General features: G+C 36.6%; 13 protein-coding genes. 8 read left to right on the forward strand and 5 right to left on the reverse strand.

Annotated elements, in window-relative coordinates; all coding sequences use genetic code 11:
- Window positions 1-44: 44 nt before the first annotated feature.
- From virB11 to HMPREF2954_RS01705, 5 genes are all read right to left on the reverse strand, one after another.
- Window positions 45-1,064: a P-type DNA transfer ATPase VirB11 gene (virB11, locus tag HMPREF2954_RS01685; RefSeq protein ID WP_070688974.1), complete on the reverse strand. Its 1,020-nt coding sequence runs from the start codon at window positions 1,062-1,064 to the stop codon at window positions 45-47.
- A gap of 118 nt (window positions 1,065-1,182) precedes the next feature.
- Entirely contained in the window at window positions 1,183-2,391 is a 1,209-nt protein-coding gene (locus HMPREF2954_RS01690) for a TraB/TrbI/VirB10 family type IV secretion system protein (protein ID WP_045073880.1), read from the reverse strand.
- Window positions 2,392-2,393: 2 nt separating this feature from the next.
- Window positions 2,394-3,134 (reverse strand): TrbG/VirB9 family P-type conjugative transfer protein, encoded by a 741-nt coding sequence (locus tag HMPREF2954_RS01695; RefSeq protein ID WP_045073877.1) that lies wholly within the window; start codon window positions 3,132-3,134, stop codon window positions 2,394-2,396.
- Window positions 3,135-3,146: 12 nt separating this feature from the next.
- Window positions 3,147-4,028 carry a VirB8 family type IV secretion system protein gene (locus tag HMPREF2954_RS01700; protein ID WP_045073874.1) on the reverse strand — a complete coding sequence of 294 codons (882 nt, stop codon included), beginning with the start codon at window positions 4,026-4,028 and terminating at the stop codon, window positions 3,147-3,149.
- A 40-nt stretch (window positions 4,029-4,068) separates the two neighbouring features.
- A complete protein-coding gene (locus HMPREF2954_RS01705; RefSeq protein ID WP_045073872.1) occupies window positions 4,069-4,506 on the reverse strand; it encodes a hypothetical protein in 438 nt (145 codons plus the stop codon).
- 110 nt (window positions 4,507-4,616) lie between these two features.
- Here HMPREF2954_RS01705 and HMPREF2954_RS11315 point away from each other — a divergent pair, with 110 nt between their 5' ends.
- From HMPREF2954_RS11315 to HMPREF2954_RS11330, 8 genes are all read left to right on the forward strand, one after another.
- Window positions 4,617-5,333 carry a lytic transglycosylase domain-containing protein gene (locus tag HMPREF2954_RS11315; protein ID WP_231574641.1) on the forward strand — a complete coding sequence of 239 codons (717 nt, stop codon included), beginning with the start codon at window positions 4,617-4,619 and terminating at the stop codon, window positions 5,331-5,333.
- A gap of 61 nt (window positions 5,334-5,394) precedes the next feature.
- On the forward strand, window positions 5,395-5,784 hold the full coding sequence (locus HMPREF2954_RS01715) for a TrbC/VirB2 family protein (protein WP_045073869.1): 390 nt from the start codon (window positions 5,395-5,397) through the stop codon (window positions 5,782-5,784).
- A gap of 21 nt (window positions 5,785-5,805) precedes the next feature.
- On the forward strand, window positions 5,806-6,111 hold the full coding sequence (locus HMPREF2954_RS11320; RefSeq protein WP_082054525.1) for a VirB3 family type IV secretion system protein: 306 nt from the start codon (window positions 5,806-5,808) through the stop codon (window positions 6,109-6,111).
- 94 nt (window positions 6,112-6,205) lie between these two features.
- The gene (locus HMPREF2954_RS01720) at window positions 6,206-8,656 is read left to right on the forward strand and encodes a VirB4 family type IV secretion/conjugal transfer ATPase (RefSeq protein ID WP_045073867.1); all 2,451 of its coding nucleotides are present in this window, start codon (window positions 6,206-6,208) and stop codon (window positions 8,654-8,656) included.
- 82 nt (window positions 8,657-8,738) lie between these two features.
- Window positions 8,739-9,512, forward strand: coding sequence for a hypothetical protein (locus tag HMPREF2954_RS01725; protein WP_045073865.1), 774 nt, complete (start codon window positions 8,739-8,741; stop codon window positions 9,510-9,512).
- 107 nt (window positions 9,513-9,619) lie between these two features.
- Complete coding sequence (locus HMPREF2954_RS01730) at window positions 9,620-10,840, forward strand: TrbL/VirB6 family protein (protein ID WP_052673331.1); 1,221 nt, start codon at window positions 9,620-9,622, stop codon at window positions 10,838-10,840.
- Between the two features lie 48 nt (window positions 10,841-10,888).
- Window positions 10,889-11,470 (forward strand): DUF4189 domain-containing protein, encoded by a 582-nt coding sequence (locus HMPREF2954_RS11325; RefSeq protein WP_231574640.1) that lies wholly within the window; start codon window positions 10,889-10,891, stop codon window positions 11,468-11,470.
- 37 nt (window positions 11,471-11,507) lie between these two features.
- Entirely contained in the window at window positions 11,508-11,825 is a 318-nt protein-coding gene (locus HMPREF2954_RS11330; protein WP_082054524.1) for a TrbM/KikA/MpfK family conjugal transfer protein, read from the forward strand.
- Window positions 11,826-11,897: the final 72 nt, after the last annotated feature.

The raw sequence follows: 11,897 nt of genomic DNA on the forward strand, positions 1-11,897 counted from the left end.
GTAATTTAATAAACTGGACAAAAAAGTACATTATGCGAATGAACTTAGTTTTTTAATGGATTAAAATCAATTCCTGTGATATAGCGGCTTCCTGAATACGCTTTTATATGCACAATTATATCAATAGTTTGTTTTAATAGTTTCATAATTACATCAAACTCTAAACCGCTTCCTTCTTGAGATGCCTTGACCATTAAAGCCAGTTGATCCCAAGTTTGTATCGTACTTCCTGCATGGCAACTAGTAATAGAACCAGGATGCCCTGACGCGCAATTACGAATGAAATAAAATGATTCATCACCCCTAAGCTCAGCAAGAATAATTCTATCTGGCTTCATTCTTAAACAAGACTCCATGCAACTTTTAGCAGATACATTTGCACTACCCTGTCCTCCCTTAGAATAAAGTAAATGAACAACATTCTGGTGAGGAATAAAAAGTTCTCTCGCATCTTCAATGCTAATCAACCGTTCATGCAAAGGAATATGGTTTACTAATGCTTTCATAAAAGTAGTCTTACCACTTCCCGTAGCACCAGATACGACAATATTTTTTTTATACTCAACTGCTTTCTTGAAAAACATTTCGTAGCATTTACCATTTTTCAAATCTAATAGTTCTTTATCATGATCAGAGAGTTGGTTATTCAAATCAACAATTTGATTAAAAAAACCATCTGAACTATACTGACTAAGACTTTTAGTATGTTTCGAAGGTAGTCGAACTGTAATAGAGACCTTCCCTGCATCACAAGCAGGAGGAATAACAAATTGAGCCCTCTGTCCAGTAGGAAAGGTTAATGATACCATGGGCTCAGATTCTGTAATTCTTTGTCCAGTATTGCTCTCATTCACTACAGCTGTACAAAATTGCCGTGCTCTATCAAAATTTAAACTTTCAACTTCAACTTTTTTCCATCCTTGGGATGTTTCTAAAAATACCTCACCTGGTTTATTGATACAAATCTCAGTTACATCGGGATCTTTTAAAAACGGTGAAATACCCAAAATTTCATATTGATAATTTAAAAAATCTGTAGAAATACCTGAATTTAATTCTTCCATAACAATTATGAATATACAAATAAAAATAAAAATTATATATTAGGTGATATTGAAATAAAGTCGATCAAGTCTGCCTAAAAAATTTCTTTAGGCAGACTGAAACTAATTGACCCATTTATTATTTAATTACCGAGCTAAAATCAATATCTTTTGCAGTGTAAATATTAATTAAACTACCTTGCTCAATAGTTACGGTATTAGGTCTGGCATTATTACGATCTAATTGGTTAATTGCTAACTGTCTTAAAGTCTCAGCAGTTTCACTTTCATAAGGATTCTTTACTGTTGATGTTGATGTCGTAACAGTTTTACCTTCTGGCCCATATTCTGATGCAGCATATTTAAAAGCATCAGAAATCATACTAATCATTAATGCAGAACCTAAGCGTGATGGCCAATGTGACTTAAATTTACCTACATGACCTGCTGCTCCTAAATTATCGACACCAGGGGACTTAAGATTTACATCAACCCCATCTGGTGTAATTATCCTATCCCAAATAACACCTAGACGGCCACTTGTCGGATTGCTAGAACCATATTGCCCCATAACCTTAGATCCTTTTGGCAATAACATATATTTGCCAGTAGAGGAATAAACTGGTTCGGTAACAATACATGAAGTAAAACCAGGAACCTCTGAAACAATTTTTGTTTCCAAAATGCATCTTAAATAGGTCCCCTGAACTAATAATTTATCTTTATTATGCATATGATGAGCAACAGTAATTTCAGCAGTGGCTGTTTTTTCCGAATCTCCCTCTTGCACAAAGGCCCCGTCAGATCTATTGTCAAATTTACTACTGTCCCCATTAGCTCCTAGCCCCTGCATTTGATAAGGAACGTCTGTTGCAGTTGGATAGCTTGGAGCTATTTGTTCCGGAGGTTCTGGTTCTGAAAGTACTGAAGTCACATTATCAACAGTTGACAAATCCGATATACCGGATTGATTGTTAGCATTAGCTCCTTTTTCATCGATCAAAGGAATAACTTGTTGACCCGCATTAACCTGCAGAGGATCAGGCGGAGGCAAGTCAGGGATGCTGACAACTTCTGCTCTTACTGGCTGTGGCTCCTCCTCTTCCTCACTGAAAAGATAATAAACAAATGCTCCTAAAGCAGTCATTCCTAACCCTGCTAGAATGATGAATAGAATAGCTTTTTTATTTACTGCCCTGCCTACAGGACTATTTAATTTAGGTGCATTTTCTTCTAAGCTTGCTAGTTGCTGCTGTTCATATTGGCTCTGATATAAATTTTTTTTATTTTCAGCGTTATTATGCTGAGTATCTTTTTGCATAAAGTTATCATTATAATTTTCTGACATTATCAATTTCTCCTTAAGCCAACAACATCATTTCCATGTCGAAGAACTAAAATAGGATAAGTACCGTGAACGATAATAATATTACCTTCCACATTACTATTTAATATGAACTCTTCAGAGTTCTCATCTTTTCTACCATAAATAGTAGGAAAATCCCCTGTGAATTTTCCTTTATTCAAGTGGATATACGTGAATCTTCCATCATCATAGACTTTCAAAGGCATAAGCCATTGAGACTTTTTGTCTACTGCGACATCATAAGCGGTATGATAGTACCTTGAGGGATCAAATTTAAGGCTATAACCTGCTAAAGACTTTAACTGCAAACCAAAATCTATAGAGTCAGGATATTTAAATTTAATCTGATAATTAACCCCTTTTTCTGTTGCTTCTGATAGTTTTTTCCAATTTCCTTTAATAACTTTTAATTCAAAAATATATTGATGGGATTGGGTGCGGACAATCAAATTTGTATCAGCCGTTTCTGTTTTTGGTCTTAAGTAAAAGACATTTTCTCTCCTAGCGAGATCCCAACTACTTGATAAACCGGAACCAAAATCTTTAACAACCTCTCTTGGATCTAATTCTATTTGAGTTACCAGCCCCAAAGTTGTATAAACAGGGTATGTTTTATTTTCATCAAATAAATACTCTTGGATTGGCGCTGCATGCAAGTCCATATGTAAAATAGATGATGATAATGCGGTGGCTAAAATTGAGTAATGTTTAAATTTTTTGAACATTATTTACTTTCCCTATTGAACGATAGAGGTAGGCGCGGAAGCACTCTCTGCAACATTTCGTGTAAAACTTTTACTAGACTCAATAGATTCTATCTGTGTATTTGAATTTGAAGGGATTGGATTGGAAACAAGCGGATCATTTGTAAACTCTTGATCAGGGACTGCGCTAGCATCAGGATCAACCCTATAAGACAATACTTGGAAACCAAGAGGATTTTTTAACCGATATTTTTCATCCATTTTTAAATTTTCATTATAAGTATAGGTTAAAGTTGCGACATTACTATCAATAAATTGTGAGCTGCCTGTACTTTTATTAAAAAGGAAACGTTGGAAACGAACTGTAGCACTTGGATTGCGGCCATCAACTCTACCACTATCATTTAAAACGATACTGAGTATCTTAACACGTATGGATTGAGCAGAACCATATAGATTAAAGGGGCTATTAGGATTACTTTTATTCATCAAATTACGATAGGAATCAGAGACATTGGGAACTGACATAGAATAAACAGTCGCCCAATCGTTATCATAAATAATTTGACTATCAAAAGATTCTCTAGCAATGATGAAATGAGATATATTACTTTTATTAATTGCTTCGTTTTGAGTAATAGTCATATTATTCCAGTTACTTGTTAATTTTGCTACTGTAGATTGTCCCGTATAGACATCTGCCATAACTAAATAAGGCACTTTCTCTTTTAAAGGAAGAACATAAAATATTCCTCCTAATAAACACAATGATGAAAAAGTAGAAATTCCAGCAATTATCCATGCTCTTTTTTCACTTTTTTTTCTTATATCAACTAATGTATTTTCAAAGTCTATAGACTTTTTCAAACTCATTTGAACATTTTGATCTTCTGTAAATTTTTTTTTGTTAAACATAAACATTCCAAAAAGAATTAATATAAAATGATTTGATTATTTACTTTTTTGCCCTGACATTAGACAAAGTAGCATTGTTAACTCCATTTAATTTTCTATGAGCCATAATTACGCCATTTTGAATATAGAAAACCATCTCTTTATCTGAATAGAGATTTGTCAATTCATCCAATGCAACTCGCAATTCTACTGTCCGGATATTTTGAACTTTTTTATATAGAGTGAAATCAGATGGATGATCATATATCACAGGCATTTTAGCCGTTTCCCCCCATCTCTCTAACAAACCTTTTACGGTAGAATCCAAACGAGTTATCTCATAGAAATGTGGTTTTATTAGTGGAATCTCGGTAATTTGATCAGATAGCTGGTTCATAGGTTGCCATGATTTTGGAAAATCAGGAGCTGAATGAGAAGTACATCCTGACATCAGCATTAATGTACCAATTGCAAATGGCAAAACTCTAGAGACATTCATTATTTTAACGCCTTTAATTTAATTAAAGAAATTTTAAGAAATTAAACAAAATTTGAAATTTTACTTTTATTGTAAAGCAATATTAACAGATGATATTTTTTTGAAATATCTTGTTAGGCATTCTAGTGTGTGATAAATTCTGCGTCAATACATTACCTAAAATATTTCCAATCGTCATGATTTTTGCTTGTTCTGGCTTAGCCGTTTCGCCAACTATAATGCAACATATAGTTCGCATTGAGTCATCAGGGAATCCATATGCTATAGGCGTAGTTGGTGGGCGTTTACAACGTCAACCTAGAAATATTAATGAAGCCATTGCTACCGCCAAGATGCTTGAAAAGAGGGGTTACAATTTTTCACTTGGAATCGCTCAAATCAATTGGTATAATCTGAGAAAATACGGTTTGCATACATATGAGCATGCTTTTCAAATATGTCCCAATCTCAAAGCTGGGTCACTAATATTAAAAGAGTGTTTTAACCGCTCAGGAGATTGGGGAAAAGCATTTAGCTGTTATTATTCCGGAAATTTTGTGACAGGATACAAACATGGTTATGTGCAAAAAATTTTTGCATCAATGGGTCGGGTCGTTCATTCATCTTCATCAAATCTAAAAAACACGCTCGCTTTGCAAAACAAAGGGGCAATAGTTGTTTCTCATAATTATGACTTACTAAAAAAAGAATCATCAAAAGACTCCCAAGAGTCTTTTCAGAATGGTACTATAAAATCAATTAAAACTAAGGTGGGAGAGAAATTACCCCTCCAGAAAGGTTCAGGTATTGACATTGAAAATAATATAGATAGTTCATTTGTTTTTTAAATTCTTATTTTAATATTCTTCAATATGTTATAGTATTTTATATTATATAGAGTGATTTCACATGAAAAATTCAGTATTACAAAAAAAAACCTGGCTTAACACAGAAAATATTGTTACAGCTACTTTTGTTGCAGTAACCATACTGGCTTCTACAGCCGGATTTGCAGATGACTTGAACTTCACTAGCAAAGAAGGAGGGGCTTGTACATTCATTAGAAATATTCATACTGTATTAAACTTGATGTCTGTTGCTGTCGTAACCATTGCTATTATTTTTGCAGGTTATCAAATTGCGTTTGCTCATAAGCGTATTTCTGACGTAGCTCCTATCTTGATTGGTGGAGTTTTAATTGGTGCAGCAGGTCAGATTGCTAAAATGTTGGTTGGCAGTGCTGACTCATGCTCTGCACAAACCGCAATGATTCACCAAGTTATGCAATTCTTTTCATAAATTTTATATGTAAAGTTTCATATGCAAAAAAATATTGTTTTTCGTGGATGTACTCGACCTGCTTCGTTTTTAGGTGTGCCATATATTCCTTTCTTCATTGGTGCAGGATCTGGATTGCTAATGGGTATGTATTTCAATATGTTTTTTCTATTGACTATACCCTTTATTGTTATGATCATGCGACAGATGGCAAAACGTGATGATATGATTTTTCGTCTTCTTGGCTTACGTTTTAAGTTTCGTACGAAGGTACGACATCGTGAAGAGTTTTCAAATGTATGGTGCTTTTCCCCTAATGAATATCGGCATCCACCTAGAACAAAATAGATAAAGTAAATCAAGCTCCGTACATGTATCTAGGAATACATTTGGAGCTTGTATTCATCCTAAATAAATATTTTAAATAATCTTACGAACAAAAATGTTTACTCCTGACGCATCTATTAGTCAATTCATACCACTTTCTACACACGTCTCACCCACAGTCATTAAAACGACTGGTGGAGATTATCTGACAACATGGCATCTTGCTGGACTACCGTTTGTTGGCAGAGAAGAATGGGAGTTGGAGCATAAGCACAACACCTTCAACCGTCTTCTTCAATCTCTCAGAGCACCTGACTATGCCAACGTCTCTTTTTGGGTACATGATATCCGTCGTCGCCATGGTATTAATCTCAGACCAAAATTTAATGAATCATTCAATCAACAGCTTTCTGACTACTATTTTCAACGGTTATCTCAAGAAAAGCTCATGAATAATGAGCTCTACCTTACACTAATTTACCGTCCCGTTGTTGATGGAAAAAAATTGGCTGACAAATCTAGCAATATCGATCGACTTAAAGCTGAACAGGAACAGGCTGTTTCAAAGCTGGATGAATTAGCAACTAATCTTGAGGCTGTTCTAAAAGACTATTTACCTTATCGTCTTGGTATGTATGAGGGAGGGAATGGAATTCTATTCTCTGAAACTTTGGAGCTATTTGGATATATTCTTAATCGTGTAAATGAGCCTGTCCCTGTTCTCTCTGCTCCTGTATATAACTACCTACCATTAAGCCGCCACCTATTCTCATCAAAGACCGGGGATTACGTTGTGAGGACTCCCGAAAATAAAAATTACTATGGTGCTATGCTTAATCTTAAAGAGTATCCTGACGGTACTTTCCCTGGAGTGTTGAATGGTCTCAAATATTTGGATATGGAATATATTGCCACACACAGTTTCAGTCCAATGAGCCGCTATGATGCAATGAAAACCCTTGAACGTACCCGAGGAATGATGATTTCCTCTGGTGACAAATCTTTTACACAAATTGCCGAACTAGATCATGCGATGGATCAGCTTGCTTCAGGCAATTTTGTATTGGGTGGGTATCACTTCAGTCTAGCGGTTTATGCTGATTCCCAAGAACAACTTTACCAAAATATTGCGGCTGCCCGAGCAGAACTCTCTAATGCTGGCTTTGTTACAACTAAAGAAGATTTAGCTATCTGTTCTGCATACTATGCACAACTACCGGCTAATTGGAAATACCGTACCCGTATAGCTAACTTGTCTTCATTGAATTTTCTCGGTCTTTCTCCTTTACATAACTTTGCCACAGGGAAACGTGACCGTAACCCTTGGGGACAGTGTGTTACTGTTCTTCAAACGACTAATGGCCAGCCTTACTACTTCAACTTTCATGCTACACATGAAAGTGAGGACTCTGAAGGAGAGAAAGCTATTGCTAATACCATGGTAATTGGTAAATCTGGTACAGGTAAAACAGCACTAATTAATTTCCTCTTGAGCCAAGTTCAAAAATATGATCCTAAACCTACAATTTTCTTTTTTGATAAAGACAGAGGTGCGGAAATCTTTGTCCGTGCCTGTGGTGGTACCTATATGGCTTTAGAAAGTGGGCAACCAACTGGTTTTAATCCATTCCAATGCGAAAATACTGAGGCAAATGTCCAATTTCTCTGTAATCTTATGAAACAGCTCGGAGGCAAAGATCACTACTCTGCTTCTGAAGATGACGATATTCTTCGTGCCGTTCGAGCTATATTGGATACGCCACCACAATTGCGCAGCCTATCTAACTTCCAGAAATCGCTGCCAAATACCGGAGATGATTCGCTCTACGCAAATATTCGAAAATGGACGCGTGGTAATAGCTTAGGCTGGGTATTTGATAATCCTGAAGATAAAATTGATTTTGAGGATGCTAACATTATCGGCTTTGATTACACTGATGTAATAGAAAATCCACAAGTACGTGATCCTGTCATCGGTTACCTCATTCATCGAATGGAAGAGCTGATAGATGGTCGTCGCTTCATCTATGTCATGGATGAGTTCTGGAAAATTCTCGATGGTGAAGGAGGTTTGAAAGAGTTTGCAAAAAACAAGCAAAAAACCATCCGTAAACAAAACGGTTTGGGCATTTTTGCTACTCAGTCACCCGAAGATGCGCTTAAAAGTGATATTTCCGCAGCACTAATTGAGCAAACTGCTACTATGATTCTACTACCTAACCCGAATGCCGATAAAAAAGACTATATCGATGGTCTCAAGCTGACGGAATCAGAATTTCAAGTAGTTAAGAGTTTAGATGAGCGAAGCCGATGCTTTCTTGTCAAACAAGGTCATGCTTCGGCTGTATGTCAACTCAATTTACGTGGAATGGATGATGAACTGGCAGTGATCTCTGCAAGTACGGATAATATCGATATTATGGATCGGATCGTGAAGGAAACAGCGAAGGAGAATAGAGTATCTATCGAAAAAGTCTCACCAGAAATGTGGCTGGAAAAATTTTATACGCAGCGTAAGGGTTCAGGCAAAAAAGCTGCCATAGGAGTACTCCGTAACGGAGAGTGATGAAATAGATCCGCCTGAGAAGTTTCAGGCGGATCCGTCTAAATAAAATTTTTAAGCAAACCTATGGCAAAGGATACGACACATGAAAACGGTAAAAATGAAAAACAAAAATAGATCGAGACAAATTGCATCGGCAATAATTGCGTCTATTATGCTGATTCAGGCAGTTCCGCCTGCACACTCGACAGGTATTCCCGTACTTGATGGAGCGCAGCAGTTTCATGCTGCGATTATGCGAAAATGGGAAATGATAGATAAATGGCAGGCGCAACTAAAGAATTGGAAAAACCTTCTTCGAAAAGGTCTTTCTAAGGTATTGGGAATTGATTTAAGCCCTAAATTTTCAGAACAGGACTTAATTATTTTATTGGAAAAAAGAAGAATACGCTGTAGTAAATTAAAAAATAGCAAATCTGAAGCGTTGTGCTCTAAGATGATTGATTTAGAGATTGAAAAAGTTGAAACTTTTATGGCAAGAGAAAAATGGGTACAAGAACAGTTGAGAATTATAAACCAGAAAATTCAGAGACATTCAGATGAACTTAATAGCAAAAATAATGCGGGCAAATTAGAATCTAGGGAGCAGGATATTGAAAATAATATGCAACATGTGAATAATATGATGCAACTATACGAACATAAAATCAAACTTATTGACGAAAAACTCGAATGGATGCGCAAGGCACGTATTGCTATAGCCAAAGAACAACTTACTGGCAGCAATATTGCGTCAACTAGCGCCAAGGCTAGTGCGATAGCATGGCTAAAAGAAGAAACTCATAACGTTCGTACTGACGCTGCTAATCTCCGTAACGATAAGACAATAGATAATAAAATAAAGAAGATAATAAAATAAAGAACAAACTTAAGAGATAAATGTATACTCATATAAAAGCTGCTAACTTTGTGGCAGTATATAATTTTTTTAAAATAAATATTTAATAATAAAGAGAATTAAATACCATGAATGGACTAACTGAACTTTTCCTTTATTCAAGCATAAGAGATTACATATATGCCCGAATAGAATTTTTTACAGAACATGTTTTATCTCAAAACCTGAAACTGGCAATAGCAACCATACTTGGATTACTTACCGTTTGGGTAATGATACAAGGATATTTAATGGCGACTGGGAGAAGTCAGGAAGGGATTAAAGGGTTTGTATTTAATCTAGGAAAAAACTATCTCGTTATCCTTGTTGCGCTTAGCTTTGCTGCAGGAGGTAGCTTTAGTGTACGTGCAATGACGGATAAATTTACTGACAATATTTCAGAGATAATGTCAGGTGATGCAAAAGCAGGAAGTGTCTGTCTCACACGAACCAAAGGTAATGTCGCTACAGGAAATACCCTCTCTTGTAAAATAGATCGCAATCTCACCGCAACACAAGCTATTATGGGGGTAATGAACTCTATTGACACTGCTGATGACCCTGTATTAGAAGAAAACATTGCTAATGCCAAATGGTTCGCGGGTATCGGCTCGGCAGGACCTAGTGTGGTTGCTGGTTCGATGTTGATTATATTCCGTATTGCCATGGCTTTATTCATTGGATTTGGTCCTATATTTATCCTTTGCCTTCTTTTCAAAAAAACCGCTCCGTTATTTCAGAAATGGTTGTATTATGGATTGGCGACTATATTTTCTGGAGTATTGTTGGGAGTAATGGCAGAAATCTCCATGGATTTAGCAAGCAAGGTGGCTACAAGTTTATTTATCACAGATACCGCGTCATATATCATAACGGGAGAAGGTGCGGCGGGTGTGATGCAGGCAGCAACACAGCAACTCGGTTTAGGACTTATTCTTTCTACCCTATTGATAATAGTCCCTCCTATGGCAGGTTTGTGGTTCAACGGTATGATGGGAAGTTTCACGCCATATTCAGCATTTAGTGGTTGGAACCCGCAGTCTGCGTCTTCCGGCGGTATGGGTGGGTCGAGTCAAGTTGCGGGAGCGCTGCCTCCTGGCATAGCAGGTGGCGCACAACCCACACCAATCCGACAGCAACAAAATTCTGCTTATAATAATACTAATACAAATTCAATGGCACCGATAAATAATACGATTGAATACGTAAATAACTCTGAAACAGGCACTAATGTAAACAGTAATCAAGTGAAAACCTTTGAGCAGGCGAAGCAATCTGCTGTAAAGGTCAACACTACATCAAAAGATTAACAAAATTTTTATTCCTTATTTATATTTATTTAGGAAGGAAGAAGGAAAATGATGAAAAAGCAACTTTTTCTACTCTTTTCGGTTTTACTGGGATATTCCGAAATTTCTTTTGCATACGACCCAACCCGCGGAGCGCTGCAAAACGCGCCGGAATTGCGTAGTTATGGTTATAACCAACAAGATATTTATAATAAATATCACCCATCGGTGAATGTCGGTAATTCTTATAACAATAACGGTAATTCCTATAACAATAACGGCAATTCCTATAACAATACGAATCCGGTTATTATCCACGTGCCATCAAAGTACGGAGCGATAGTGTTAAATAACAAAACCGGAATTATTACAGATTCCGTAAATGAGGATTCATTGGAGCAAGCTAAGCGTGTCGCCATCCAGAGATGTGAAAAAAGGGGGGCTGGTAAATTTTGTAAAGTTCGTGATTGGGTTAGGAACGGCTGTCATGCGCTTGCTACAGGAACGAAAAATGGTCTACGTTTTCTTTCGAAAGGGAATTCTAGTACGGAAGGAAATTCAGAAAGGTTGGCTTTAGAAAATTGTAGTTCTCGAAATTACAAAGAGTGTGTAATCATTGTCCCTGAACGTTGCTCCCTTCCAAACGACTGATTACAAAATTTACTTTTATTATTTTTGGATATTATCTATGAAAATGAAATCCTTTTCTGCTTTTGTTTTAACTACAATTCTGATTCCATTATCTTCTTTTTCTACTTTTGCTTCAGGTAATAGCGCTTTCAAATTACTGACAGGCGACAAAAAATATGCCTGCGAAGCGATTACCTGCCTGACTTCGCCAACAACACCTCCTACCGAGTGTCGCCCGTCTTTGCATAGGTTTTACTCCATCCAGTTTAAATACGGACACGACACAATCAGTGCGCGCCGAAGATTCCTGCAGCAATGTCCTGCTTCCCGAGAAAAAGAGATTGCTGCTATTATTGAAGTAGTTGTTCATAAATAAGATATTTCCTCTCAATCAGTAAAAAGGTCGTCTGAAAATTTGAACTGCACCCCAAAAGTTGGACATCCCCTC

Origin of the sequence: Neisseria sp. HMSC067H09 (assembly GCF_001814135.1) — a bacterium.
GTDB lineage: Bacteria > Pseudomonadota > Gammaproteobacteria > Burkholderiales > Neisseriaceae > Neisseria.

Excerpts from the sequence above, each read along its gene's own strand:
- virB11 (WP_070688974.1), bottom strand. The coding sequence starts at position 1,064 with ATGGAAGAATTAAATTCAGGTATTTCTACAGATTTTTTAAATTATCAA.
- HMPREF2954_RS01690 (WP_045073880.1), bottom strand. The coding sequence starts at position 2,391 with ATGTCAGAAAATTATAATGATAACTTTATGCAAAAAGATACTCAGCAT.
- HMPREF2954_RS01695 (WP_045073877.1), bottom strand. The coding sequence starts at position 3,134 with ATGTTCAAAAAATTTAAACATTACTCAATTTTAGCCACCGCATTATCA.
- HMPREF2954_RS01700 (WP_045073874.1), bottom strand. The coding sequence starts at position 4,028 with ATGTTTAACAAAAAAAAATTTACAGAAGATCAAAATGTTCAAATGAGT.
- HMPREF2954_RS01705 (WP_045073872.1), bottom strand. The coding sequence starts at position 4,506 with ATGAATGTCTCTAGAGTTTTGCCATTTGCAATTGGTACATTAATGCTG.
- HMPREF2954_RS01715 (WP_045073869.1), top strand. The coding sequence starts at position 5,395 with ATGAAAAATTCAGTATTACAAAAAAAAACCTGGCTTAACACAGAAAAT.
- HMPREF2954_RS11320 (WP_082054525.1), top strand. The coding sequence starts at position 5,806 with ATGCAAAAAAATATTGTTTTTCGTGGATGTACTCGACCTGCTTCGTTT.
- HMPREF2954_RS01720 (WP_045073867.1), top strand. The coding sequence starts at position 6,206 with ATGTTTACTCCTGACGCATCTATTAGTCAATTCATACCACTTTCTACA.
- HMPREF2954_RS01725 (WP_045073865.1), top strand. The coding sequence starts at position 8,739 with ATGAAAACGGTAAAAATGAAAAACAAAAATAGATCGAGACAAATTGCA.
- HMPREF2954_RS01730 (WP_052673331.1), top strand. The coding sequence starts at position 9,620 with ATGAATGGACTAACTGAACTTTTCCTTTATTCAAGCATAAGAGATTAC.
- HMPREF2954_RS11325 (WP_231574640.1), top strand. The coding sequence starts at position 10,889 with ATGATGAAAAAGCAACTTTTTCTACTCTTTTCGGTTTTACTGGGATAT.
- HMPREF2954_RS11330 (WP_082054524.1), top strand. The coding sequence starts at position 11,508 with ATGAAAATGAAATCCTTTTCTGCTTTTGTTTTAACTACAATTCTGATT.